The sequence below is a fragment of the Corynebacterium sp. MSK310 genome (assembly GCF_030227355.1).
In the GTDB taxonomy this organism is placed as follows: domain Bacteria; phylum Actinomycetota; class Actinomycetes; order Mycobacteriales; family Mycobacteriaceae; genus Corynebacterium; species Corynebacterium rhinophilum.
This window is the reverse complement of the sequence record NZ_JASPFZ010000001.1, coordinates 235,574-260,637: the sequence shown is the minus strand read 5'-3', so window position 1 is coordinate 260,637 and position 25,064 is coordinate 235,574. Positions and strand designations below refer to the sequence as shown.

Below are 25,064 nucleotides of genomic sequence, written 5' to 3'. Positions count from 1 at the left end.
AAATTTACGGATAGTCATTCTACAGGCCTGCATGCGTGCAAAGCGATTCCGCCCACCACGTTTCTTTACCATCGCCGCCTTTGGTTCCCGGCGGGCAGAAATACATCGCCGAACCAATGTGGGTCAGCCACTCATTCAGCAGGTCCGCCTCATCAAGGCGCGCCTGGATGGGCTCGAATTGCTTGGTGGGATCCTGTTGGTAGCAAATAAAGATTTGACCAATATTGGATAGTTGGCCATCCTTGCCATCCGGCGGCAGCTCGTAGTTATAGGGGCGGCGCAAAATCTTTTGCTCTGGGTGGTCCTTCGGCGCGGTGGCGCGCGCCATGTGGGAATTCTTATCAATGACGGGCAAGCCATACTCATCCGTGGCCTTAAAGTCCGCCTCATCGAATTCCTTATCACCCGTAAGCGGTGCCCCATTTTCCAGTTTGCGGCCCACCGCATTTTCGCGGGAAGGCCGATCCAGCTTTTCCCAGGTGTCGAGGTTCATGCGGATGCGGCGCACCACCATGGCCGCGCCACCCTGCTGCCACTTTGGTCCGTCCTCGATCCAGACCTGGTCGGCGAATTCTTCATCGCCGTGCGGGTTAACGGTGCCATCTTTTTGGCCAAACATATTGCGAGCGGTTTCGCCCTTTTCGTGGCTGCCGTAGGCGTTGATAAAGCCCTGCTGCAGCCAGCTAACTTCGGCATAATGCTCGCCTGAGCGCACCATGTGCCGCAGGGCGTAGGTATTCATCAGCGGGTCATCGCTGCAGATTTGCAGGACGATGTCAGTCTGGCCCCACTTTTCTTCTAATTGGTCGCGGGAATAGGCGCGGACATCGCCAAGCCACTCCGGTTTATCCACGCCCAGCAGCGAGAAAATGCTCTCACCCAGCCCACACGTGATGGTGAGGTTCGCCGGCTGGCGCACCATTTCCGGCTCCAAAGTCCCCAACGGGGGCTGGCCCGTACACAGCGCACGCGCATCCTCGGTCCACAACTTCATCAGGCGGGCAAAGCCCTGCTTGCCGATGTCCCCTTTGAGATCAAAGCCCACCAAGTTCAGGTGTGCTTGCTCCGGCGTGTCAATGCCGGCCTGGTGTGGGCCGTCGAAAGCTACGGTGGCATCGGCAAGCGGAGTGTTCTCCTCCGCTTCAGCGTTTGGTGTTGATCTATCCGAGTTGCACCCCACCAGCGCAAAGGCACTGGTAGACACTGCAGCGCCAGTGAGAAATCCCCTTCTGCTGAATCCCGTCATGACTAGTGCTTGTGATTTTCTTTCTCGTCGTCCTTGCCGGAGTGCTCGTGGCCTGCATGATCGGAGTGATCGTGGCCTGCGTGACCGTGGTCCATGCCCTCCATGTCGCCGTAGTCCTCATCGCCAGCACCCATGGTGCGGGCCTGGATGGTGCCCAGGTCAAGCTCCTCGCCGTCAGACAGGGTGACCGTCATCTCGAGGGAATCACCAGGCATGATGCCTTCCTTCATGCCCATCAGCATGAAGTGGTCACCGCCAGGAGCAAGCTCGTGGCTCTCGCCGGCCTTGACAACCAAGGGGCTGGATTTTTCGCGCATCTGGCCATCGACGGTCTCGTGAATCTGGTTCATCTCTGCGTCCAGGCTCGTGGAGAAACCGGTAATCTCGATGTCTTTATCCGAGTGGTTGACCAACGTACCGAAGATGGCGGTCATATCCTTGTCTTCGTTGGCGCGGACGACGGCGTCCTCGAAGGTCAGGTCCTTATCCGCTGCAGCGGTAGATTTACTGGTTTCTGCGGTGGAAGAAGCGGCCGAAGTCGACTCCGAATTGCTGGAATCGCTCTCGTTATCCGGGGAGCAGCCAGCAAGAACCAGGGCGCTGAGGGAAACGCTGGCAATCAGGCGGGAAATTTTCTTAGTCATTATTTGTGACCTTTCGAGTCGTTTCGACGAGTTTTAGCAATCAACAAAGCCAGCACGGCCGCTATGGCCAGCACACCGCCCACGCCCAGGATGATTTTCACCGAGGTGGGCATATCGCTCGAAGAATCTGCAGCTCCATCTGCATCTGCAGCGTCGGTGGAAGAAGCATCATCGCTATCCTCACCTTTCACCGTAAATGAGACCCCACCGCGCGTGGCGTGTCCATCCGAGGAGGTGATGTTGTAACCCACCTGGTAGTTTCCTGGCCCGGGATCGACATCATCTGGAGTCGTGATCGTGAGATCGCGGTCATCTAGCTCCGGCTCCTGGCTAAAGATCTGTTCGCCAGTGTCCTTATTGGTCACCGCAAAGGTGTTGAACTGATCCTTTGGGATGCCGGAAAACTCCAGGGTGATTTCCTCAGGAAACTCCTCGAGCTGGTCGCCCTCCTTTACGGTTCCGCCTACGACGGAATCGTGCGCCAGTGCTACAGGTGCGGATCCGCCCGCGATAAGTGCGGTAGCTCCCACCGCCACTGCCGTGCGACGCAACCAAGGTACGCGATGGCTCATTTTCAGCTCCTTCAGTTCTGAATTTTGCGTATGCATGCAAAGACATCTTAATCCCAACGAACGTCTTGGTGACATTCGTGGTCATCAGGGTATCTCTATCAATAGTCGGTAACCGTATCTTCATAGTTCCGCATCGAAGCGAAAAAGTCTGCGATCTCCATCACTTCAAAAGTGTGGGGTGTGGCGGATACAAAAAAGCCGCCTTGGTGACAAGGCGGCTTGAGTGGAGCGGATGACGAGACTCGAACTCGCGACCCTCACCTTGGCAAGGTGATGCGCTACCAACTGCGCTACATCCGCAGGTGAATCAAAAGATTCACCAAGGGTCATCAGATGACCCTAGTGCGCGATACTGGGATTGAACCAGTGACCTCTTCCGTGTCAGGGAAGCGCTCTCCCACTGAGCTAATCGCGCCCAATGCCCGAAGGCATTAAGTTGAGGTGGAAACGGGAATCGAACCCGTGTGCACGGTTTTGCAGACCGTTGCCTCACCACTCGGCCATTCCACCGTGGCGATACCGCCTCACACAATACAGTGCTGGAGCGGATGACGAGACTCGAACTCGCGACCCTCACCTTGGCAAGGTGATGCGCTACCAACTGCGCTACATCCGCATGCGAAACCAGGCCCGGTTTCTAGGACAAAGTCCTTGTGCGCGATACTGGGATTGAACCAGTGACCTCTTCCGTGTCAGGGAAGCGCTCTCCCACTGAGCTAATCGCGCGCTATTCATTTAGTTCCACTTTCCCTTTGTGGTGTAATACCCTCTAGAAAAGCGTGGAGCGGATGACGAGACTCGAACTCGCGACCCTCACCTTGGCAAGGTGATGCGCTACCAACTGCGCTACATCCGCATCGCGCCGCAGTGCTTCATGCTTTGCGGTGCGTGAACAAACATTATCGTGCTCCCTGCCAGTTTCCAAATCCCCAGCCCAGCACACCTATTGCGCGGCATAAATCACTCACTTATCGGCGCTGTGAATTGCAGGGGTGTCATTTACCCCGCGAATAAACCTCCTCTGGATGTCGGCATTTCGGTGTCTGACCCCACCTTCCGCGCCCTCCATCCAGCCAATTAGGAAAATGGAATGCACCGGGTGTAGATTTATCCCCCGCAAGGTCCTATAGCTCAGTGGGAGAGCGTTCCGTTCACACCGGAAAGGTCACTGGTTCAATCCCAGTTAGGACCACCACCGCCCACCTAAGCTTAATTTCCTTTGCTTAGGTGGGCTTTTCCTGTTCAAGTGGGCTTTTTGACGTATCTGAGTAAAGTGTCCACCCGTGTTGTGGATACTTTTGGGAATTCTTGCTGGACTGGTCTTACCGATTCAAACGCTAGTCAATACTCGCCTTCGCGCTTCCACCGGCACCCCGTTTTCCTCCTCGATGATCTCCTTCGCCGTAGGAACAATAACCCTGCTCATCGTGGCCACCGCAGTTATCGGCGGGGACTACGGTATTGCGCAAGCTTTTGACGAACCGCTCTGGATTTGGTTCGGCGGTTTGCTGGGTGTTGTCGCACTGACCGGAAATATTCTTCTCTTTCCGCACCTAGGCGCGGTGCAGACTGTGGTCTTACCCATTGCCGGGCAGGTCATCATGGGGCTCATTGTTGACCACTTCGGGCTCTTCGAGTCGCCTCAGTCTTCTTTAACGGTGGTGCGCGCTATCGGCGCCATTATTGTACTTTTCGGCGTAATTGCGGTGGTAGCCACACCGAGCGCAGCAACAAGTAATGCAGATTCCGCGACCGCCCTGTGGCTGTGGCGGCTAGCCGGATTTATTTTTGGCTGTTTTACAGCCAGCCAATCCGCGATCAACGCCCACCTTGGCCAGGTGACGGGATCTCCGGTGAGCGCTGCGCTGGTATCGTTTGCCGTCGGCGTTACCGCCTTGGTCATCATCAATATCGTGTTGCGCTGGCGCCCGCGCATCGAGCGCCCGGAAGGAAAACCAAACCCGTGGTGGATGTGGATAGGCGGTGTATTGGGCGCACTTTTCATCTTCGGCAACGCCGCCCTCGTTCCGCAGATTGGTACCGGTCTCACCGTAGTTGCCGGCCTGCTTGGCTCGATGCTGGGCTCGCTCATCATTGATAGCGTAAGCGGCGCCCCCATTAAGTCCCGCCAGGTCCTGGGCATTGCCCTCCTTTTGACCGGTGTGGTGCTTATTCGGCTGGTGTAGCCAGCGGGACGATTCACACCTGCACAACCATTACACTTGCAGACCATGGACATCGCTTCGCTTTTGGGCCCCGAACCCGCTCACCTGCCCGCCGTGCGGGCCAATATGGTTTCTACCCTCACCGGTTCTGCCACCATCAACGATCTTTCAGAGGCCATGGGCAATGACACCGATGCACAGCTTTTTCAGGCCCTGCGCGGCTGGGCGGACGTCGTCTTCGTTGGCGGGCAGACAGTCAGGTCAGAAGATTATGCGGGAGTAGAGCGCGACTCTCCCGATTCACAGCCCGCCCCCATCGCCGTGCCCACGCAAAGCTTGAAGTTTGATCCGGGTTCGAAATTCTTAACGCACTTCACCACTGCCCCGCTCTTCCTTCTCCCCCACGCCGCGTTGCAAAGCGCAGAGGTCTCCGCGAGAAAGCGCTCCATCGAGGCAGCAGGTGCAGAGGTAATCGATGCCGGTGAAGGCACCATGCAGGACTATCTCCGCGTATTGCGGGAGCGTGGATTCCAGCGCATCCTCTGCGAAGGTGGGCCAGGAATGCTCGGCCAGCTGGTGCATATCAATGCGATTGATCAGATGTATTTAACCCTGGATCCCCACCTTTCCACCGGCGTAGAAAAACCCGTGGCTACCTTTCATGGCACGCACTCCCACCGCCGAATGCAGCTAGAAAATATTGCCGCCGATACAGATAGCACGGTGTTTCTGCGGTACTCGCGCACTACTGAGTCCGTAGACTAAAAGGTCGTGACTGCTCGAATAAACGCCGCCGCATGGCCTATTGCCGTTCTCCTCGTCATTCAGCGCATCTTCATCGTCGCGCGCAATGGGACGTTGACTGATGATTTCACTACGGTCTATAGCGCGCTTAAGCGCATGGTCGACGGTATTCCGGTGTATGAACAGGCTTATAACCATGTGGATCCGCTATATCTCTACACCCCAGGCGCAACGCTATTCTTATCGCCTTTAGCGTGGCTCGATTTCAGCCTCGCGCGCGGACTTTTCATCGTTGTCAACGCTCTTGCCATCATTGCCGCACTGGCGCTGCTAACCCACGTGGTGGGAAGAAAGCTCACCTCGCCGGTTTTTCCAGTCTCGATCGCTTTAGCCTTCGCCACCGAATCAGTCACCAACACCTTGGCGTTTACCAATATCAACGGTGTGCTCTTATTCTGCATGGCGCTTTTCCTATGGGCTTTCTTAGAGTCTGAGCGCACCCCGCAGCTCGCGTGGGTCTCCGGCATAGCCCTTGGGCTAGCCATTTTGATTAAGCCCCAATTCGCACCCCTGCTTTTCTTGCCCTTGGTCAAGCTGCAATGGCGCAACCTCCTCGCGGGCCCCGGGATTCCGGTCGTTCTCAATGTCCTAGCGTGGCCGATCGTCCCGGGTGCTAGCGGTTACTTCGACAAGCTGGTGCCCTATCTTTCCACGACCCGCGATTATGCCAATTCCTCCTGGGCGGGATTGCGGGCCTATGTGGAATTCGGCCCCGTTCTCTACTGGGTGGTGTGGGTAGTCTTCGCCGCCTTGGTCGGGTGCGCGGTGCTCGGACTACTGCGGTGGCGACAATCCGAACCGGTATTTTGGGCGCTGACGACGAGTGGCACGATTATGGTCGGGATTTTCTTCTTGTCCTCACTAGGACAGCAATATTATTCAATGTGGTTATTCCCGCTAATTTTCACCGTGTTCCTACCGCGCTCGGTCTTTCACTCGGTGGGCGCATGGGTGGCTGCATTCCTGTTCTTGGCCCCAGTGACATGGACGTCGCAAGCGCACCCGGATGCTGGGCGGTGGATGAACACTTTCTCCGGCACCGTGGGGTGGAGCCTGCTCATCGTCATCATCTTCGCCTCCGTTGCCGGGTGGTGGCGTGCCACGCAAATAAAGGATTAAACTTAAAGTCATGACTGATTTTAAGCTCATTGCTGATGCCGACTGGCAAAAGCGCCTTAGCCCCGAAGAATATTACGTATTGCGCGAAGCAGGCACGGAGCCGCCGCACGTGGGCGAATACACAGATACCACCACAGAGGGTGTCTACTCCTGCAAGGCCTGCGGCGAGGAGCTATTCCGTTCCACCGAGAAGTTTGCTTCCCACTGTGGTTGGCCTTCCTTCTTCTCCCCGCTAGCCGGTGACAAGATTATCGAGCGGGAAGATAATTCCCTGGGCATGCGCCGCGTCGAGGTGCTATGCGCTAACTGTGAGTCCCACTTGGGCCACGTATTCGAAGGCGAAGGCTACGATACCCCGACTGACCTGCGCTACTGCATTAACTCTATTTCTTTGAACCTGGAAGAAAAGCCCATCGAGGAAAACTAGGATTTCACTACCACGCGCAGTGAGAACAAATGACAGCGCTAGGAGCTCCCTACAGTTAAGGGGGCTCCCAGCATTGTTTTTATTTCAAATCTTAGGGCAGAACCTTGATGAGTTCTGCGATGTCCTTCACGCGGCGTCCGGTGTGGAATGGAATTTCCTCACGCACGTGGTGGCGGGCTTCGGTATAGCGCATCTTATACATCAGGTCCACAATGCGGTGTAGCTCGTCGGCTTCAAAGGCAAGGACCCACTCATAATCCCCAAGCGCGAATGCCGGTACGGTATTGGCGCGCACATCGGGGTAGTCGCGTGCCTGCATTCCGTGCTCCATCAAAATACGGCGACGCTTTTCTTCTTCCATCGTGTACCAGTCATACGAACGCACGAATGGGTAGACGGAAATCCACTCCTTGGGCTCTTCCCCCATGATGAAGGAAGGCAGGTGGGACTTATTGAACTCGGCCGGACGGTGCAGGGCATTTCCAATCCACGTTACTTCGCTCACCTGGCCCAAGGTGGTCTCCCGGCGGAAATCGCCAAAGGCTTTCTGGATATCGGAAAACTCCTCGGCGTGCCACCAGATCATGAAGTCCGCAGAATCGCGCATCGCGGTCAGATCGTAAACGCCGCGGACGGTGACCTTATTGTCCTTTTCTAGTTCCGCAAAGAATTCTTGGGCTTGGGAGATGATCTCCTCGCGCTCGCTGCCCAGCCCGCCGGGGATCACCTTGAAAACGGCGTGTTGGGAGTATTGCTGTACCTCGTTGAGTTCCTTGAAATCGAGCTTCGCCATTGCCTTCTCCTTTGCAGAAGCTTATTCGAATATTCGGACAAATCCATCATAAGTTGGAGTTAGACCGATTGTCATCCCCCCCCCCTGTGCACCTCCCACTATCGGCGCGCCTCCGCCAGCTCAAGGTAGTGAAACTATAGCTTTATCAAGGTGAGTAATTCCGAATCGAGCACGCCCAGCGCCGGTAAGAATGCCGGAGCCAACTCCGGAGATGACGCAGCCTTTACCTCCCTACGCCGCAATGACGAGGCACAGGAGCCAACGACGCCGCCGGCTTTTACTCAGGCAGTAGAGTCCATGCACGCGGCCACTCTTCGCCCAGAAATTAGCCTAGGGTCCATTCGCCCACCGCAGCGATTAGCACCCTTTAGCCACGCCATTGGCCTTGAGGTGGGCACGGAAGAGGACCCGGATATCATCGCCACCGATTCAGATGGCGATGCCTTCGGGCGCCTCATCCTCCTTCATGACCCGGGCGCGGAAGAGGCCTGGGAGGGCGCAATGCGCTTGGTGGCGTATATCCAGGCCGATATGGATGATTCGGTGGCAGGAGATCCGCTGCTTCCGGACGTAGCCTGGCAATGGCTCAATGAAGGCTTGGAAAAAGAAGGCGCGGAGCTTACCAACCTCGGCGGTACGGTCACCTCCACCGCCTCGGTCCGCTTCGGTGAGATCGGCGGCCCCCCGCGCGCTTATCAGATTGAGATGCGCGCATCGTGGACGGCGGAGGGGCTGGATTTAGCACCGCACGTGCAGGCCTTCGCACAAGTATTAGCCAACGTCGCGGGGCTGCCGCCTGAAGGCGTTACTGAACTCGGCCGCTAAGATGGTGGAATTTCGGAAGCAACCGAAAGAGGGTATTCCGAAGGTATTATCCACGCCAGCGGAATTCACCGCTGCCGCCGCGCGGTTGCACGCTGGTACCGGGCCCTTTGCCATCGATACCGAGCGCGCCTCAGGCTACCGGTACGATGACCGCGCCTTTCTCATCCAGATTCGCCGTAACGGCGCCGGGACGATGCTTTTTGCCCCCGAAGGCCACCGCGCGGAATTGACCAAGACACTGGCTCCGGTGCTCAATGGGCAGCACTGGATCATTCACGCCGCGCCCTCGGATCTCCCGTCTCTTGGGTGGCTCGGGCTTTTCCCTGGCGCTCTTTTCGATACGGAATTAGCCGCCCGGTTTGCAGGATTTCACCGCACCAATTTGGGCGCCATTATCGCGGAGCTTCTCGATGTCCAGCTAGAAAAAGGCCACGGCGACGATGACTGGTCCATCCCGCGGCTCAGTGAAGAAATGCGCGCTTATGCCGCACTCGATGTCGAGCTCTTACTAGAATTGGCTACGACGCTGCGCGATATCTTGGCCGAACAAGAAAAGCTGGACTGGATTGTGGAGGAATGTGCGGCGATCGTCGCCAAGCACGCGAATGACACCGCCCCGCAGCCGCACTCTTGGCGCGATATCAAGGGAGTATCGAGCCTAAAGAATGGGAAGCAGCGCGCCGCGGCGCAGTCTTTGTGGAACCTGCGCGATGATATTAGCCGGCGAACCGATACCGCGCCCGGGCGCGTGCTGCCCAATAAGGTACTAGTAGAGATAGCCCGGATCCTGCCCAGCACGCAGCCGCAGTTAACCCGCATCAAGGGGTTTCCACGGCGGAGCAAGGGCGTCGCGCACCGCTGGTTACTGGCCGTGCAGCAGTCCCAGAATATTCCACCGCGCGGGCGCCCGGGCCCGCTTCGCCAGGAAAGAACCGTTCCCTCGAAATCGGTGTGGTCTAGGGAGTATCCACAGCAGTGGGAGGAATATCAAGAGATCCGCGCTGCCATTGGGGATATCGCCGAAGAGCTCGGGCTGCCACAGGAGCTGCTGCTTCGACCCGCAACCCTTCGCGCCACCGTGTGGGCGGCCATTGGCGGGAGCGGAACCATCAGCCAGCCTGAAGATGTGCCCGCCTTCCTAGAACGCGAAGGCGCGCGGTCGTGGCAGGTCAACCTCGTTGCCCCGGCATTGATCGCGAGCCTATTTTCCCAGCCGCACTAATCGGTGAGGTTTTCTACCCACTCGGTAATCGATGCAGCAATGAGCTCTGGGCTTAGGCCAAATTCTTCCAAAACCTCGCCGCGGGAACCGTGCTTGGGGAAGTAACCAGGAACGCCCAAGCGGCGCACTGGGGTGTCGACTTCTGCGGCACCGAGGGCCTCAGCGATCATGGATCCAATTCCGCCGCGAATGAGGCCATCTTCTACCGTTACGACCAAATCGTGATCTGCTGCCATAGCGATGACGGAGCTTGCCACTGGCACGGCCCACCGCGGGTCAATGACCGTGACGTTGAGCCCCTGTTTCTCCAGCTCTTGCGCCGCCTTGATGCTCCGCGCGGACATCGCACCGATAGAGACGATGAGGACCTCGGGGGTATCCTCACCGGCGTCAGCCTCGCCATAGTAGAGGATATCGACGCCATCGGCAAGCGTATCCACGGCTTCCATATCGGGCAGCAAGTTTCCCTTGGGGAACCGGACCACTGAGGGCCCAGAATCAATGTCCAGGGATTCCTGGAAGAGCTCGCGCAGGCGCGCACCATCGCGCGGGGCGGCGATGTGCATGCCAGGGACAATGCTCATTAAGGACATATCCCAAATTCCGTTGTGGGAGGCGCCATCAGATCCCGTCACGCCCGCGCGGTCCAGCACGATGGTCACCGGCAGCTTGAGCAAGGCAATATCCATGATCACCTGGTCCACGGCCCTGTTCAGGAAGGTGGAATACACAGCTACCACGGGGTGCATGCCGCCCAAAGCCAAACCAGAGGCAGAGGCCATGGCGTGCTGCTCAGCGATGCCCACATCAAAGAACCGATCCGGAAAACGTTCCTGGAAGGGAGCTAGCCCCGTAGGACCCGCCATGGCTGCGGTAATCGCGACGATGTCCTCACGCTTTTCCGCCGCCGCAATCAATTCTTCAGAAAATGCGGCCGTCCACCCTGGTTGCTTGGTGCCCTTGGCAACACCGGTGACTGGGTCGATAGCACCCGTCGAGTGCATCTGGTCCTTCGGCTCATTGACCGCCGGGGCAAATCCGTGGCCCTTTTCCGTGACCACATGCACGATAATGGGGCCCTCATAATCGCGGGCATAGGAAAGCGCATGCACCAAGCCATCGATGTCATGGCCGTAGATAGGGCCAATATATTTAATCCCCAGCTCTGGGAAAATCTCCGTGGGCAAGACGGTGGACTTGACGCCTTCCTTCATGGCGTGGAGCGCATCAAAGGCGCGCTCGCCTACCCACCCCATGGATTTTAAGCGGCGCTTGCCCTGCTCCATGAGCTCGTCGTAGCCATGCTGGGAACGAATGCGCCCCAGGTTTTCAGAAATGCCGCCAATGGTGGGCGAATAGCTGCGGCCGTTGTCATTGACCACGATGACTGCATTGCGCTTTTTATCTTCAGAAATATTATTGAGCGCTTCCCAGCACATGCCGCCGGTCAAGGCGCCATCGCCCACAATGCCAATGACATTGCGGTGGCCTTCCCCGCGAATCTTAAAGGCCTTGGACAGCCCATCCACGGTCGAAAGCGAGGCGGAAGCATGCGAGGATTCCGTCCAGTCATGCTCAGACTCACCGCGGTCCGTATAACCGGACAGGCCGCCCTTTTGGCGCAGGGTATCGAATTGGGCCGTGCGACCAGTGAGCATCTTGTGCACATAAGACTGGTGGGAGGTATCAAAGATGATGGGCTCGCGCGGGGAATCAAAGACCCGGTGCAGCGCAATGGTCAATTCCACCACGCCCAAATTGGGCCCCAAATGCCCACCCGTCACCGATACCTTATCGATGAGGCGCTGGCGAATATCCGCCGCAAGTTCCTCCAACTTTTCTGCAGGCAGTGCCTTCAGGTCTTGCGGCGAGTTTATGGTATCCAAGATAGTCATGGAGCGGCCTTCAACTCCTTCTGTGCTTAGTTCTTCCTATCCACCGTACCCGTGGTCCGTATTTTCTTTTATATCGGCTTCTTAATTCAGGCGGGGTATTTTCGCATTAAACAGCGTCCTGTACCGGGTTATACGCCGCCTTATCTGGGGTAATAAGAGCGATTACCTCAAAGTGATGGGTGCCGGGGAAGGCATTGACCAGCGCCATTTTCTCGGGCTTATACCCAGCGCTTTGCCATAGGGACAGATCGCGGGCAAAGGTCGCTGGATCGCATCCCACATGCACCACGGCTTGGGGCTTTGCCTCCGCCACGGCGCGGACTACCTGCTCGCCTGCCCCGGTTCGCGGCGGATCGAGCACCACGGCACCTGGTTGGGGCAATTGCGCAGCGACCTGTTCTACCTTGGCGGATTTCACGGCAATATCGATATCGCGCAACCCCGGCTGCGTAGTCGCCGTTGCCGCGGGCGAATAGTCCACGGAAATGACTTTTCCGCCGGTGGCTTCTGATAACGCGGGCGCGAATAGTCCAACACCGCCGTACAAATCCCAAGCGATCTTGTGCTGGTAATCCCGGCCGGCCAGCCACTGCCCTGCCACAGCGCTATAAATCTCCGGCGCCGCAACATGCGCTTGCCAAAATGCCGTGGCGGGGAAGGAAAACTCGCGGCCATTGACGTATTCGGCCACCGTGCCAAAGCCCTCGATAACCTCACGAATGGTCTCTACTCGCCTGCCTCGCGGGGCCTTGCGCGTTTCCACCACATGCCGGTTGCCGGCGCCATCAAGAACCGCGACGATTTCGGCCCCAGGGGTAAAACGCCGCGCGCCATCCCCAACCAGACCATCAATCAAGCCATCTGCTAATTGGGTACAACCGACGGAAGTGACCAGCTCATTCGAGCGGTACTTCCGCAATCCGGCGCGGCCTTGCTTGTCGACGCCCAACCGGACCCTCGTCCGCCAGCCCCGTACCGGCGGCAGATCATGTTGCTCAATGGTGAGGGACTCGAGCCCCTCAATGCCGCTGCGGCGCAGCTGTTCGCGGAAGACATCCATCTTGATGTCTATTTCCGCTGCGGGATCCAACTCAGCAAAATCGCAGCACCCAGCGCCTAGCTCCGCGGCGGGACAGCTACTGGGTACGCGCAGTTGCCCTACGGTGACGATGCTATCGAGTTCGCCCTTGATAAAAGACTTTTTCACCTTACCGGCGGTTGCGCGAACCGTGTCACCAGGAAAAGCCCGGGGAACGAAGACGACGCGCCCATCCGGGGCGTGGCCTATGCCGAGTCCGCCATGGGCCATTCGGTCAATGGTGACTTCTACGGTGTCCCCGCGAGATACTGCGGACTCATTCATTTTCTGCCTCGAGCTCTTGTGTACTGCGATTTGAATTTGTGGCACGTCCGACATTTTCTGCCTCTTCTACTGCAGCGTCTGCGCGGCGCACCATCCACACGGTTAATGCGGTCACCAACAACGTCAAGGGCCAGCCCATGACGATCCTGGTAATTCCCAATGCGGTAGTCTCCCCGGCATCATAAATCGCGCGCTGGATGATAAACCGCGCTAAGAAGATAACGGCCCACCCGGCGGTGGCGATAGAATACGCCCTCCGCGCAAGCTTTACCTTCTGCCAGGCCATATCATCGCCGTTCAAGCCCTTCCAGATAACGCCTACGGCCGGCCACCGGAAAAGGATGGAGAGCGCTGCGGCAATAAACAAGGCCAGCGACATCCAAATGCCGTATAGGAAGTAGCCTTTGGCATCCCCGGTAAACCAGGCGATGGCGGCACAAATGGCCACGCCGATAAGTCCAGATATGGCCGGCTGAATAGTCTGTTTGCGAACGATGCGCCAGATGGCGATCACTACCGCCACACCCAGCGCGGAGATCAGCGCTGGGGTGAGGCCATAGAGGCTATTGACTGGAATAAGGACGACGATGGGCAACGTGGCCGCGACGAGGCCCGGTAGGCCTCCCATTTGTTCCAACAGAGTTGGTTCAGTATCGCGGTCCTGGTCGTCGCTTAGCTGAGGAGCCTGCGGCTCCGGCAAAGAGTTACTCACGTAGCGTTCTGCTTTACTCACTTATCGGTATCGGGGTTAGACCCCTTGTCTTTGTCATGTGCGGGAGATTCATTCTCCCCCTCGGGTGGCTGCGCGCCCAAATCGCGCAGCTGCTTTTCCGCTTCCGCCTCAGCTGCGGGATCGGGTCCACCTACCCCGTTTTCTGGGTGGCCTTGAGCCGGCTGACCTTGGGCATTTGCGCCGGATTGTTCCTGCTGGCGCTTTTCCATGGCTTGTTTAACCTGTTCCACCAGCTGCTTTGGCATGATGACCGGCAGTGCATTGCCCGCCAAAATGGGATCCTCACCGCGGTAGACAAAGATACGCGATGCTACGTCGCGCGCGATCTGCGCCAAATCTTCTTCAAGGCCGGTAGGTGCTGCAAGAGTCAAGCGCAGCATCCACCGCGGGCCCTCGGCACCAATAACGCGCAGTTGGCCGTTGTCATTTTTGCCAACGATTTCCAACCCCCAGGGACCTTGCTCGGTGGTAACGGAAAGCCCATCGCGGCTCATGCCTTCCTTGATTTCTTCCACGGATTCTGCCCACTGTCCAGGCTTGCGCGGAGCTGCGAAGGCAACGGGAGTAATACGACCAGCCTTGGTGACAATGTGCAGCATCTTAGGGCCTTGTTCACCCATTTCCACCTGGACCTGGGAGTCCTTTGGCAGCGGAATGCGCATCGAGCCAAGGTCAAGGATGCCGATGGAAGAATCAGAAAAATCAAAATCTTCGATATTGACGGAATCGCCATCGAAGGGGCCGGTTTCGCCGTTCACGGCATCGTGGGCAAACTCCGTTCGCACCTGTCCCGAGGCTGCGGCGGCATCGGCAGCCGTATCTTTTACGGATTCAAAAGAATTCGAGTCAGCCGAAGCCGATCCTGCGGAATCAGCGGCAGACTCTTGCGGCTGCGATTGCTGAGAGTTCTCCGGCTCTTCCTTGCGACCGTCATCGTTTTTCTTTTTTCCAAATGGCCAAATGCCCATTTTTTAATCCTTCCTAAATCCCGGTTGATCCGTAGCCGCCGGTACCGCGGTCGGTCTCATCCAAGTCTTCTACTTCGCTAAAATCCATTAGTTCTACACGCTGTACCACGAGTTGAGCGATGCGCATGCCGCGCTCGATCTCGATCGGGGTGTGGGGATCGTGGTTGATCAGGCACACCTTGATCTCCCCGCGGTAGTCAGCATCCACGGTACCCGGCGTATTGACAATGGACAGCCCGTGTTTAGCTGCTAAGCCGGACCGCGGATGGATCAATCCCACGGTGCCGAGCGGTAAGGCCATGGCGATACCGGTGCCGACAAGTGCGCGTTCGCCAGGTTGGAGGGTAAGCGCCTCCGCGGCGTAGAGATCGGCGCCGGCGTCACCCCGATGCGCCCGAAATGGCATCGGGAGCCCTTTATCGAGGCGCTTGATTTTGACGTCTCCTACTGGCGTTTGTTCCTGCGGTAGCGAATTCGAATCAGTCACTTAGCCAATCCTACCTGCCCCAGCCGGTTCATTCTGCGCCTGAGGTGGACTAGAATGCCTAGGCGTGTCTGATATTTCTGCTCCTCAACCCGCTGCCCCGAAAGTGTTGTATCGCGAACGCCAATGGGTGCCGTGGTACTTCTGGATTTTTGCAGCAATCGTTGTGGCTTTAACCTCAGCTACGGCCGGACTTAACCGCTCTGTGTGGTGGACCATCATTCCCGCAGTCCTGCTCGGCGCCATCGCTATCTGGGTGCTCATCACGTGGTCTGGGACCGTTGTGCAGGTTGAACAAGATGAAGATGGAACGCGATGGTTGCTAGTCAAGGATGCGCAGTTACCCAATGAGGTTGTCTCTCGTTCGATTACCGTTCCAAAGTCTGCGCGCCATAACGCACTGGGCCCACAATTCGATCCGGCCGCATTCTTGGTCTCTCATGCGTGGATTGACGAGCACGCCATGATGGTCCTCAATGATCCTGAAGATGACACCCCATATTGGCTCATTGCTTCGAAAGATCCAGACCAGCTTCTCCGCGCCTTCCTGCCGGAGCAGCACGCATAGGCTTTTTGGATCGAAGGGTCGCTACCTATCGGAAGGCGTTTTCTAAGTCTGCCGTTGGCGTTTTCGTTGCTGCTACGTCCGCCGAGCGGATTCGTATGACAGAAATAAAGAGGACTTTCGGTGGCACCTTACGCGGGTTCTTGTACCATCAGTGAAAAGTTGGACTAGGAGGAGATCACAATGGGTTTCGGAGGAGCTCTACGCAGAACTCAGAAAGATGGGAAACCCTGGATACCTCCGTGGTGGTTTTCCTTTGTGATACTGCCACTAATGGTCATCGCTGAATTCTACGTCAGTCAAGTAACCGGTTGGCGTGGAGTGTCCTCATCAAACGTAGAGGGGGTTGCTTGGAGCGAAGTGAGCTCTGACGGCATCGTCCTTCACGTAGTCGGGTACATGGCTTTTTACTTCGTTCTAGTCTTGCCCATCTTCCTAGTGCGTAGATATCTATGGGAGAAACAGCAAAAGCAAGGAAGCGATCCGGATAAGAAGGGCAAAGACGAGCAGCCTTAGATAGAACTGGATGACTGAAAAGATTTGCACCCTCAAAAAGTAGACACCCCGCGCAGTTAGGTGCCGCGCACATCGGGTGTCTGCTAAACAAGGAAAACTTCAAACCCCGCCGCGCTTGCCTTTGCAAACTGCGGCGGGATGAATCTTTATTTGGGTTGTGCGCAATAACGACTAGCTAGGCCAATACCGGCTGCTTAGGCACAATCCTTACAGATGGGCATGCCATCTTCTTCGTGCGAATAACGCTTATTGGACTGAACCAAAAAGCAAGATCCGCAGGTAAATTCGTCTTCTTGGCGGGGAACAACCTGTACGTTGAGTTCCTCGCCGGTCAGATCAACTGATGGCGGTTGGAATGCTTCGACGATTTCGCCATCGTCATCCATGCCATTGCTTTCGGGTTCAGCTGCTTTCAGTCCCTCTAAAGAGTCAGTTTCAAGTTCTTCTTCTGCGCCGCGGCGCGGTGCGTCATAATCGGTGGCCATACTGCACGCCCCTATAAGTCGAGTTGCTTTAGGAATAGTTGTTTATCGATCGCGCATAGTAAAGGACAAACACCGATATGTCATCCTGCTGCTAAAAATTTCTTTAACCCTTCACCCCCGCATCGCCTCCTTAGCGCCATGTGCTGCCAAAAGTTCCTCAAATGCGGGTGCCAAATTCACCCCCGTGGCCCATGTTAATTCACCATCACCGGACCCTTTGTCCAAGCCTGGGTGGTGGACTTTAGCTCCTGCCTCGCGAGCGATGAGAGCACCAGCGGCAAAATCCCAGGCGTTAATACCGTGCTCGAAATAGGCATCAACACTCCCCTCTGCCACGCGGCATAAATCAAGGGCGGCTGCGCCGATGCGGCGGACATCGCGGACCTGCGGCAACAACTTAGTCAGTAGTTCCGCCTGTTGCTTGCGCCGCTGTGCGCCGTAACCAAATCCCGTCGCTACCAAGGAAAGCGCGGGATCGTCTTGCTCACCGCACCGTAGTGAGGACCGCGTGCCATCCGCAGCGGTAACCGTGGCACCCTGGCCTGCTGCTGCGGAATACACTTGCCCCCGTGCCACATTGACTACTGCACCCGCTACCAAGCGGCCGTCGTATTCCGCGCCAATCGAGACCGCATAGTCCGGAATGCCGTAAAGGAAATTGACGGTTCCGTCGATGGGATCCACGATCCACCTCACTCCGGTCGTCCCGTCGAAGCTCGCGCCTTCCTCACCCAATAGGCCATCGCCAGGGCGGCTTTCCTTAATCGTGCGCGTAATGAACTCCTCGGTGGCGGTATCGACCTCCGTTACCGGGTCGACGGCGCTCGACTTTGTCTGAGTATGTGCCGCAATACCGTCTCCAGCCACCAAGTCCGCACGGCGCGCGCGAATAAGTTCCGCCGCACGCATTGCGGTAGATTCCGCAAAATCTCGCAGCTGCAGAAAATCTATGTCATGATCCATGCCATCCATTGTGCCTTCTTCTACACTTGCGAGCATGACTACTCATACTGGCCACTCTTTTGGCATCGATATTGGCGGCTCCGGCATTAAGGGCGCCGAAGTCGACCTCAAAAACGGTGAATTCGTGGGCCCACGGCTAAAGATCCCCACCCCACAGCCGTCCACGCCACATGAGGTAGCCACGGTAGTGGCCCAGATTGTGGGCGAAAAAGAGTGGGACAAGCCCGTCGGCATCACCTTGCCCTCGGTGGTGTCCAACCACACGGTGCACTCCGCTGCCAATATCTCACCTGAGTGGGTCGGTGTGGATACCACTGAGTTGTTTTCTCGTTATCTAGACGTTGACTTTGTGGTCTTAAATGATGCCGATGCCGCAGGCCTTGCGGAAGTCGCGTATGGAAACGAGTTGGCTAAAACCGGGCCAGTCATCTTTTTGACGCTGGGAACCGGCATCGGCTCGGCCTTCTTCCTCAACGGGCAGCTCTTTCCCAATACTGAGCTTGGACACCTCACTGTGGGAACTGACGAGGCCGAAGCGGTCGCATCCTCCGCAGCCAAGGAACGCGAAGGGTTGAAGTACAAGGAGTGGGCGGTTCGGCTCGATCGCGTGCTGCAGGAATACGAGAAGTTATTTAACCCCCAGGCTTTCCTCATCGGGGGTGGCATATCTCGCAAATTCCACAAATGGGGACCCCACTTAACTATTGATACCCCCGTTATGCCTGCACAACTGCAAAATCGTGCAGGTATTGTAGGTGCAGCGATGGCTGTATTGGAAGGCCTAGAGCCATAAATTCGCCGTTGCATTAACCCTATCTACCGGCATTGTGCAAAAATCGCCTATACTGGGCGGTCGATCCAAAATTGCATGGCTCTCGGGCGTGTCTGACCTGCATAAGGCCTACACCCGCTAGCATTCATAATGCTATTGCCACCCTGTGCGGGTGCGGTGAGCTATTTCCATCAAGTAGTAAGTCGAAAGGGCGTACGTGGCAGCCACTGATTCTTCAGACCAGGCACTCGGCGAGGACGACAAGTCAGTCGAGGCATCTACTCCTGCAAAGAAGACCGCCAAAAAGACGGCAAAGAAAACGGCGAAGAAAACCGCCAAGAAGACAGCTAAAAAGACGGCGAAAAAGACTGCCAAGAAAACGGCTAAGAAGACCGCCAAGAAGTCGGCGAAGAAATCAGCCAAAAAAGCTGTCAAAAAGACCGTGCGAGCCTCTGCGGCAGAACCGCAAGACTCCCCCGCAAACTCCGCGGAGAAAGCACCGTCGGAAGCTGAGGACGCAGAGGATCAGCTCGACGCCGTTGAGCAAGACGCCCCTGCGGATGACGTCGACTTCGACCCCACCCATGAGGACATCGAAGAAGATGAATTCGATGCTCCCACTGACCTGGATGAAGACGATATCCAGGAAGAGTTGGGCGAAGAAGAAGACGAGGACGAAGCAGAAGATACGTCCTCGGTCTGGGATGAGGAAGAATCCGTCGCCCTGCGCCAGGCGCGCAAGGATGCACAGCTGACCGCCTCCGCCGACTCCGTCCGCGCGTACCTTAAGCAAATCGGTAAGGTTGCCCTGCTGAATGCAGAGCAGGAGGTCTCTTTGGCAAAGCGCATTGAGGCTGGCCTGTACGCGCAGCACCGCATGGATGAGATGGAAAAGGCTCGTGCGGAGGGCGATAAGGCTGCCAAGCTCTCCCCCATGGAAAAGCGCGACCTGCGCAGCATCGCAAGGGACGGGCGCAAGGCTAAAAACCACCTGTTGGAGGCCAACCTTCGCCTTGTGGTCTCCTTGGCCAAGCGCTACACCGGCCGCGGCATGGCTTTCTTGGACCTTATTCAGGAAGGCAACTTGGGCCTTATCCGTGCGGTGGAAAAGTTCGACTACACCAAGGGCTATAAGTTCTCTACCTACGCCACGTGGTGGATTCGTCAGGCTATTACCCGCGCCATGGCTGACCAGGCCCGCACCATCCGCATCCCGGTTCACATGGTGGAGGTCATCAACAAGCTTGGCCGCATCCAGCGCGAGCTACTCCAAGACTTGGGCCGCGAGCCCACTCCACAGGAGCTCGCGAAGGAAATGGACATCACCGAAGAAAAGGTGATGGAAATTCAGCAGTATGCCCGTGAGCCCATCTCGCTGGACCAGACCATCGGTGATGAGGGCGATTCCCAGCTGGGTGATTTCATCGAGGATTCTGAGGCCGTCATCGCCGTCGATGCCGTGTCCTTCACCTTGCTGCAGGACCAGCTCCAGGACGTGCTGACGACGTTGTCCGAGCGCGAAGCCGGCGTCGTGCGCCTGCGCTTTGGGCTTACCGATGGCATGCCGCGCACTTTAGACGAGATCGGCCAAGTCTACGGCGTTACCCGCGAGCGCATCCGCCAGATCGAGTCCAAGACGATGTCGAAGCTGCGCCACCCCTCTCGTTCGCAGGTATTGCGCGATTACCTCGACTAGATAACTCGCCCGTCCTGCACAAAATGAAGGCCGCACCACCATGGTGCGGCCTTTTTATGTGCCTAATTCCCTCCTGCGGGCTGGCGCGACGAAAGGGGCGCAGCGCCAACCGCCGGCCAGCAGCCAACCAGCGACGGAGAGGCGCTCTACCACTTGCGCAGGTAATTGATACGCTCGCGCAGTTGCTCCGCGCTGCATAACGCGGTGGGCGGTCCACCGCAGGCCTTGCGGACCTCGGTGTGGATGGCACCGTGCGGCCGGCCAGAGCTCTGCGCGGCGATGGAGACCACGGTGTTAAGCTCCTTGCGCAGCGCGCCGAGCTCATCCACCACGCCGGTATCCTCTGCGGCATCGGACTCTTGCTGCTTCGCGGCGGGCGCATGACCCATGCCGTAGATCTTGCGGCGGTGGGCCTCTTCTGCCTCGGCGGCCCGGCGCGCCTTCTCCTCGGCCTCGCGGCGGTCCATCTCCTCAGATTGCTTCTTGCGCAAGAGGTCTTTGACCTGGTCGGCGTCGAGGAGCCCGGGGATGCCGAGGAAATCGGCCTCCTCATCAGAGGTCATGTCGCCGGTATTAAACTGCGAGCCGTTATAGAGCAGGCCAGAGAATTCGGCTTCGGCGCCTAAAGACTCGTAGGACTTTTCCAGCATGTCCGGTTCGGTCTTTTTCTGGTTTGCCTGCTCGAGTAGCTCGTCGTCCCAGCCTTCTTTCTCGGTCTTTTCTTTGCCCAAGACGTGGTCGCGGGATTTTTCCATGTGCTCGGCAAGGCCGAGCAGCACGGGGACGGAGGGCAAGAATACCGAGGCGGTTTCGCCAGGCATGCGGGAGCGCACGAAGCGGCCGATTGCCTGGGCGAAGAACAAGGGGGTTGACGCGGAGGTGGCGTAGACGCCCACCGCGAGGCGGGGTACGTCGACGCCCTCGGACACCATGCGTACGGCAACCATCCATTCATCGGTGGAGTCCGCAAATTCTTGAATACGGTCTGAGGAACCTGGGTCATCGGACAAAATGACCGAGACTGGGGTATTGGAGAGTTGCTTGAGGATTTTCGCGTAGGCGCGGGCGGTGGTCGTATCGGAAGCGAGCACGAGCCCGCCGGCATCCGGCATATTGCGCCGCATCTGCATCAAGCGGGTATGCGCCGCCTGCAGCACGGCGGGGATCCATTCGCCCTTGGGGTCAAGCGCGGTGCGCCAGGCGCGCGCGGTTTGTTCCACGTTCATGATGTCACCCAAGCGCGCGGAGTGCTCCTCCCCAGCGGAGTCCCGCCAGCGAGCCTCGCCGGAGTAGGACAGGAAGACGACGGGGCGCACGACGCCATCGGCAAGCGCATCGCCGTAATCATAAGTGTGGTCGGCGCGCGAGACCTTATGGCCTTCCCCATCGTCCTCATAGCGCACAAAGGGGATGGGCGATTCATCGGAGCGAAACGGCGTACCGGTCAGCGCGAGGCGGTGGTTGACGTCGTCGTAGGCCTCCTTGACGCCATCGCCCCAGCTTTTGGCATCGCCGGCATGGTGGATCTCGTCCAAGATCACCAAGGTGCGCCGAGCGGAGGCAACGGCGCGGTGCTTGAAGGGGTGCATGCCCACTTGGGCATAGGTCACCACGATGCCGTCCATGCTGGGATTGACCGCAGAGGAGTTCGTGAAGGCAGGATCCAAGGCCAATCCCACCCGCGCGGCGGCGGCAGACCACTGCGTCTTCAGGTGCTCGGTAGGCACCACGACGATGACGCGCTCTACCGTGCGGTCTTCCATAAGCTCCGTCGCGATGCGCAGAGCAAAGGTGGTTTTACCCGCACCTGGGGTCGCCACGGCCATAAAATCTTGTGGCTTGGTGGCGAGGAATTTATCGAGGGCTGATTGCTGCCACGCGCGGAGGTTCGTCTTCTTAAACGTCCTCACTTGCGGCGAAGACCCTTAAAAACGCGTTCGCAATCGGGGCAGACCGGCGAGCCCGGCTTTGCCTGTTTGGTTACCGGGAAGGTCTCACCGCACAGGGCAACGACGTACTTGCCGTTGACCGCGGAATCGAGAATCTGATCCTTTTTGACGTAGTGGAAGAACTTCGGCGTGTCATTATCCGTCGTCGAAGTGTCTTCACGAATATCTGGCCGTTCAATTGTCTTCGTAGTCGTAGTCACGCACCCCATTTTGCCGCATCAGCATCGAACTTTGCGAGTCATGCGTCTACCCTTGGAGAGCATGCACACTCTACGCACTCCAACGCCGGCTTTCCCGTCCCCTGTTGTAGGGTTACGCGCCGCGCTCCAGGGAGGTGCGTAATTTAAGTGTTTGGCAAAAAGGAACGTTTTCTCATCACGGATGCCAAGCTCTCGCCCGCACAAGATCGCAGGCGCCGGGAGTTGTGGTACGGATTTTTCCAATTCCTGCGCGTGCCATCGCTGCTCATTGCCGGGGTCTTTTTGTACCTGCATTGGTGGTTGCTCGCGGCGATCATCGTGGGCGTGACTTTTCCTTTGCCGTGGATTGCCGTGGTCATTGGCAATAGCCGCGGTGAGAAGAAGGACAAGCGGGATAAAAATGTCTATAAACCCGCGATGAATCGTCAGCTATATTCGCAGTATCAGAACCAACAGATTTCCCGCGGTGGCTCCAAGGCAATCGAATCTCAGTATTCCGTTATTGACCATGACGATACTGCCTCCGATTAGGCGCATAACCCGCATGAATAGCACGACTGGAAAGGAACTTCTCCCAGCATGACGTCCTTTGGCCCTCATTTCGATGCCGCCGCGCTGCGCGATCTTGCCCCAGAATTAGCGGAGGCTTTTTCGCAGGCTGGTTTTACTACCGATGGTTTAGCGGGGCATTTGGGCCCGGAGCTTACGGAGGCCCTCTACCGCGGTGAGCCTGCCGCGGTGGCGCGCGGCACCGCCGGTAATTCCCAGCTGGATACGCTCATCCGCTTCTTCCTGCTGCATGAACATTTGCCTGCCACGCTGCTTGCCGATGCCCTCGGGGCCCGCCTTGCCACCAAGCTCCTGGATGCCGGCGTGGCGCTTTCCGATGATCGCGGCAGCATCTACATGGCCCTCGATATCCGGCCCCATATCATCGTCGGCTCCAACCGCCTCGTCTTTTCCGATGTCGATGCCTCGCTGGTGGACCACGTCCCCGGCGCGGATCACGTCTTGGGCGTCGGGGCGGCAAGCCTCTCACTCTTGCAATCGACGCCGGTAAGCCCGGTATCAACGGTGCTCGATCTGGGCACCGGTTCGGGAGTGCAATTGTTGGGTCAGCTCGAGTGCGCGCGCAGCATTACCGCGACGGATGTCCACCGGCGCGCGCTTGATTTGGCCGGTGCCACCGTCGCTGCCGCGGGGTCCAGCACCGAGGTAGAGCTAATTGAGGGCTCGTGGTTCGAGCCCGTTGCGGGGCGCACCTTTGACCGCATCGTTGCCAATCCCCCATTCGTCGTTGGTCTTCCTGAGGTGGGCCATGTCTACCGCGATTCTGGCCTGAACTTGGATGGGGCCAGCGAATTGGTGGTATCCCAGGCGGTGGATCACCTCACCCCGGGCGGAACCGCACACTTGCTCGCCGCCTGGGTACATACCAGTGGGCAGACTTGGCAGCAGCGCGTGGCCTCGTGGCTGCCGGATAAGGGTATAGCCGCTTGGATCATTCAGCGCGATATCGCCGATCCTTCCCTCTACGTATCTACGTGGCTCAAGGATGAATCGTTGGATGTGCGCAGCGATGAGGGCAAGGCTCGCTCCAAGGCGTGGCTGGATCATTTCCACGACCACGATGTCACGGCTATCGGGTTTGGATTCGTCGCCATCCAAAAAATCGCCGATGATGAGCCCTCCGATATCTTGGCCGAAGAAATGCCGCAGCACTTTAGTGATCCTTTGGGACCCGAGGTGGAAGAATACTTCGCCCGCGTGGCGTGGCTGCGCGATTTGGTTCCTGGTGAGCTGGAGGGCAAGCACTTCCAGGTACGCCCACAGGTGGCCAAGGAAGAAGTCAGTGTGGCCGATACCGATAACAAACAAGGATTTAACCGGGCGGTAATCCGGCTAACCCGTACCGATGGGCCCCGGTGGAGCCACGAAGTTGATGAGCACTTGGCCGCAATCGTTGCGGGCCTATCTCCCTACGGGCTCAACCTTGCCGAGACCGTGGGCCTTTATGCGGCCGCGCACGGCTTCGATGAAGCAGAACTGACCGCGGCGGCGCTTCCCGCCATTATCGATATGGTCCGCCACGGCCTGCTCATCCCTGCCGATCTGCTGCTCGAGGACGACGCTTCCCCGGCTACCCACGCCGATTAACACCGAATAGCGCCGTATAGCTGAGAAAGGAAGAGACTTTTATGCGCGCAGTACTAACCCGCGTATCCGAAGCCGCGGTCACGGTTGCAGGCGAAACCGTCGGCGCCATCGATTGCCCTGAGACCGGCGGACTTTTAGCCCTCGTCGGTGTTTCCAGGGAGGATTTGGACGATTGGGCACCGCGCGCGGAAAAGATGGCCCGCAAGATCGCGGAGCTGCGCATCCTGGAAGGTGAAGTATCGGTCGCTGATGCTGGAGCACCGGTATTGGTAGTCAGCCAATTCACGCTCTATGGCCGCACCGCCAAGGGGCGGCGCCCATCGTGGGCCGATGCGGCCCCGGGGGAAGAGGCCGAGCCGGTCATCGAGTACATCATCGAGCACCTTCGCGAGCGCAATATCGCGGTTGAATCAGGCCAATTCGGGGCTATGATGCGCGTATCTTCCGTCAACGAAGGCCCGTTTACGGTTTTGGTCGAGACCTAATCTCCTCTAACGCATT

The 25,064-nt window shown here is 57.8% G+C and carries 25 protein-coding genes and 7 tRNA genes; 13 read left to right on the top strand and 19 right to left on the bottom strand.

The window, feature by feature from the left end; all coding sequences use genetic code 11:
• Positions 1 to 19 precede the first annotated feature (19 nt).
• The 9 genes from QP891_RS01250 to QP891_RS01210 form a co-directional block, all read right to left on the bottom strand.
• Positions 20 to 1,246 carry a Dyp-type peroxidase gene (locus QP891_RS01250; RefSeq protein ID WP_284784244.1) on the bottom strand — a complete coding sequence of 409 codons (1,227 nt, stop codon included), beginning with the start codon at positions 1,244 to 1,246 and terminating at the stop codon, positions 20 to 22.
• Between the two features lie 2 nt (positions 1,247 to 1,248).
• A complete protein-coding gene (locus QP891_RS01245) occupies positions 1,249 to 1,890 on the bottom strand; it encodes a copper chaperone PCu(A)C (protein ID WP_284784246.1) in 642 nt (213 codons plus the stop codon).
• On the bottom strand, positions 1,890 to 2,498 hold the full coding sequence (locus tag QP891_RS01240; protein WP_410757085.1) for a copper resistance CopC family protein: 609 nt from the start codon (positions 2,496 to 2,498) through the stop codon (positions 1,890 to 1,892). Before QP891_RS01240 ends, QP891_RS01245 begins: the two co-directional genes overlap by 1 nt.
• Positions 2,499 to 2,686: 188 nt before the next feature.
• Positions 2,687 to 2,762: transfer RNA gene (locus tag QP891_RS01235), tRNA-Gly, on the bottom strand.
• A gap of 43 nt (positions 2,763 to 2,805) precedes the next feature.
• Positions 2,806 to 2,877 (bottom strand) — tRNA-Val (locus QP891_RS01230).
• 24 nt (positions 2,878 to 2,901) lie between these two features.
• Positions 2,902 to 2,972 (bottom strand) — tRNA-Cys (locus QP891_RS01225).
• A 30-nt stretch (positions 2,973 to 3,002) separates the two neighbouring features.
• A tRNA-Gly gene (locus tag QP891_RS01220) sits at positions 3,003 to 3,078 on the bottom strand.
• A 38-nt stretch (positions 3,079 to 3,116) separates the two neighbouring features.
• A tRNA-Val gene (locus QP891_RS01215) sits at positions 3,117 to 3,188 on the bottom strand.
• Positions 3,189 to 3,242: 54 nt separating this feature from the next.
• Positions 3,243 to 3,318: transfer RNA gene (locus tag QP891_RS01210), tRNA-Gly, on the bottom strand.
• A gap of 264 nt (positions 3,319 to 3,582) precedes the next feature.
• On the opposite strand from QP891_RS01210, the gene QP891_RS01205 reads away from it, so the two are divergent.
• The 5 genes from QP891_RS01205 to msrB all read left to right on the top strand — a co-directional run bounded on the left by QP891_RS01205 (position 3,583) and on the right by msrB (position 6,977).
• Positions 3,583 to 3,657: transfer RNA gene (locus QP891_RS01205), tRNA-Val, on the top strand.
• Positions 3,658 to 3,745: 88 nt separating this feature from the next.
• Positions 3,746 to 4,648, top strand: coding sequence for a DMT family transporter (locus QP891_RS01200; RefSeq protein ID WP_284816822.1), 903 nt, complete (start codon positions 3,746 to 3,748; stop codon positions 4,646 to 4,648).
• Between the two features lie 45 nt (positions 4,649 to 4,693).
• Entirely contained in the window at positions 4,694 to 5,392 is a 699-nt protein-coding gene (locus QP891_RS01195) for a pyrimidine reductase family protein (RefSeq protein ID WP_284782064.1), read from the top strand.
• A gap of 6 nt (positions 5,393 to 5,398) precedes the next feature.
• Positions 5,399 to 6,550, top strand: coding sequence for a glycosyltransferase family 87 protein (locus QP891_RS01190; RefSeq protein ID WP_284782066.1), 1,152 nt, complete (start codon positions 5,399 to 5,401; stop codon positions 6,548 to 6,550).
• Between the two features lie 10 nt (positions 6,551 to 6,560).
• Positions 6,561 to 6,977 (top strand): peptide-methionine (R)-S-oxide reductase MsrB, encoded by a 417-nt coding sequence (gene msrB, locus QP891_RS01185; RefSeq protein WP_023022629.1) that lies wholly within the window; start codon positions 6,561 to 6,563, stop codon positions 6,975 to 6,977.
• Between the two features lie 91 nt (positions 6,978 to 7,068).
• Here msrB and hemQ read toward each other — a convergent pair whose 3' ends face one another.
• Positions 7,069 to 7,770: a hydrogen peroxide-dependent heme synthase gene (hemQ, locus tag QP891_RS01180; protein WP_284782068.1), complete on the bottom strand. Its 702-nt coding sequence runs from the start codon at positions 7,768 to 7,770 to the stop codon at positions 7,069 to 7,071.
• 150 nt (positions 7,771 to 7,920) lie between these two features.
• Here hemQ and QP891_RS01175 point away from each other — a divergent pair, with 150 nt between their 5' ends.
• Positions 7,921 to 8,595 (top strand): DUF3000 domain-containing protein, encoded by a 675-nt coding sequence (locus QP891_RS01175; RefSeq protein WP_284782069.1) that lies wholly within the window; start codon positions 7,921 to 7,923, stop codon positions 8,593 to 8,595.
• Between the two features lies 1 nt (position 8,596).
• Positions 8,597 to 9,817: an HRDC domain-containing protein gene (locus QP891_RS01170; protein ID WP_284816820.1), complete on the top strand. Its 1,221-nt coding sequence runs from the start codon at positions 8,597 to 8,599 to the stop codon at positions 9,815 to 9,817.
• Here QP891_RS01170 and dxs read toward each other — a convergent pair.
• The 5 genes from dxs to dut form a co-directional block, all read right to left on the bottom strand.
• Positions 9,814 to 11,712, bottom strand: a complete 1,899-nt coding sequence (gene dxs, locus QP891_RS01165; RefSeq protein WP_284782072.1) for a 1-deoxy-D-xylulose-5-phosphate synthase — start codon at positions 11,710 to 11,712, stop codon at positions 9,814 to 9,816. The two genes, QP891_RS01170 and dxs, sit on opposite strands and share 4 nt — an antisense overlap.
• Before the next feature lie 106 nt (positions 11,713 to 11,818).
• On the bottom strand, positions 11,819 to 13,075 hold the full coding sequence (locus QP891_RS01160) for a class I SAM-dependent RNA methyltransferase (protein ID WP_284816819.1): 1,257 nt from the start codon (positions 13,073 to 13,075) through the stop codon (positions 11,819 to 11,821).
• Positions 13,068 to 13,775, bottom strand: coding sequence for a DUF3159 domain-containing protein (locus tag QP891_RS01155; protein ID WP_284782249.1), 708 nt, complete (start codon positions 13,773 to 13,775; stop codon positions 13,068 to 13,070). Before QP891_RS01155 ends, QP891_RS01160 begins: the two co-directional genes overlap by 8 nt.
• 29 nt (positions 13,776 to 13,804) lie before the next feature.
• Entirely contained in the window at positions 13,805 to 14,776 is a 972-nt protein-coding gene (locus QP891_RS01150; RefSeq protein WP_284782075.1) for a DUF3710 domain-containing protein, read from the bottom strand.
• A gap of 13 nt (positions 14,777 to 14,789) precedes the next feature.
• A complete protein-coding gene (gene dut / locus QP891_RS01145; protein ID WP_284769683.1) occupies positions 14,790 to 15,263 on the bottom strand; it encodes a dUTP diphosphatase in 474 nt (157 codons plus the stop codon).
• 103 nt (positions 15,264 to 15,366) lie between these two features.
• On the opposite strand from dut, the gene QP891_RS01140 reads away from it, so the two are divergent.
• Positions 15,367 to 15,828: a DUF3093 domain-containing protein gene (locus tag QP891_RS01140; RefSeq protein WP_005278947.1), complete on the top strand. Its 462-nt coding sequence runs from the start codon at positions 15,367 to 15,369 to the stop codon at positions 15,826 to 15,828.
• A 707-nt stretch (positions 15,829 to 16,535) separates the two neighbouring features.
• Here the strand turns inward: QP891_RS01140 and QP891_RS01135 are convergent.
• Both QP891_RS01135 and QP891_RS01130 read right to left on the bottom strand, forming a co-directional pair.
• Entirely contained in the window at positions 16,536 to 16,826 is a 291-nt protein-coding gene (locus QP891_RS01135; protein WP_023022651.1) for a DUF4193 domain-containing protein, read from the bottom strand.
• 111 nt (positions 16,827 to 16,937) lie between these two features.
• Positions 16,938 to 17,825 (bottom strand): inositol monophosphatase family protein, encoded by an 888-nt coding sequence (locus QP891_RS01130; protein WP_284816817.1) that lies wholly within the window; start codon positions 17,823 to 17,825, stop codon positions 16,938 to 16,940.
• Here QP891_RS01130 and ppgK point away from each other — a divergent pair.
• Both ppgK and QP891_RS01120 read left to right on the top strand, forming a co-directional pair.
• Positions 17,824 to 18,582, top strand: a complete 759-nt coding sequence (gene ppgK, locus QP891_RS01125; protein ID WP_284816815.1) for a polyphosphate--glucose phosphotransferase — start codon at positions 17,824 to 17,826, stop codon at positions 18,580 to 18,582. The two genes, QP891_RS01130 and ppgK, sit on opposite strands and share 2 nt — an antisense overlap.
• A 196-nt stretch (positions 18,583 to 18,778) precedes the next feature.
• Complete coding sequence (locus tag QP891_RS01120) at positions 18,779 to 20,257, top strand: RNA polymerase sigma factor (protein ID WP_284782080.1); 1,479 nt, start codon at positions 18,779 to 18,781, stop codon at positions 20,255 to 20,257.
• A 146-nt stretch (positions 20,258 to 20,403) separates the two neighbouring features.
• Here QP891_RS01120 and QP891_RS01115 read toward each other — a convergent pair whose 3' ends face one another.
• Both QP891_RS01115 and QP891_RS01110 read right to left on the bottom strand, forming a co-directional pair.
• On the bottom strand, positions 20,404 to 22,167 hold the full coding sequence (locus QP891_RS01115) for a DEAD/DEAH box helicase (protein ID WP_284769678.1): 1,764 nt from the start codon (positions 22,165 to 22,167) through the stop codon (positions 20,404 to 20,406).
• A complete protein-coding gene (locus tag QP891_RS01110; protein ID WP_005278940.1) occupies positions 22,164 to 22,415 on the bottom strand; it encodes a DUF3039 domain-containing protein in 252 nt (83 codons plus the stop codon). The genes QP891_RS01115 and QP891_RS01110 overlap by 4 nt, the downstream gene beginning before the upstream one ends.
• Positions 22,416 to 22,553: 138 nt before the next feature.
• On the opposite strand from QP891_RS01110, the gene QP891_RS01105 reads away from it, so the two are divergent.
• Genes QP891_RS01105 through dtd form a run of 3 tightly spaced genes read left to right on the top strand, consistent with a single transcriptional unit; the run spans position 22,554 to position 25,048 of the window.
• Positions 22,554 to 22,937 carry a DUF3099 domain-containing protein gene (locus QP891_RS01105; RefSeq protein ID WP_284769677.1) on the top strand — a complete coding sequence of 128 codons (384 nt, stop codon included), beginning with the start codon at positions 22,554 to 22,556 and terminating at the stop codon, positions 22,935 to 22,937.
• A gap of 48 nt (positions 22,938 to 22,985) precedes the next feature.
• The gene (locus tag QP891_RS01100; RefSeq protein WP_284769676.1) at positions 22,986 to 24,563 is read left to right on the top strand and encodes a DUF7782 domain-containing protein; all 1,578 of its coding nucleotides are present in this window, start codon (positions 22,986 to 22,988) and stop codon (positions 24,561 to 24,563) included.
• 41 nt (positions 24,564 to 24,604) lie between these two features.
• Positions 24,605 to 25,048: a D-aminoacyl-tRNA deacylase gene (gene dtd, locus QP891_RS01095; protein ID WP_284769675.1), complete on the top strand. Its 444-nt coding sequence runs from the start codon at positions 24,605 to 24,607 to the stop codon at positions 25,046 to 25,048.
• The last annotated feature ends 16 nt before the right edge of the window (positions 25,049 to 25,064 follow it).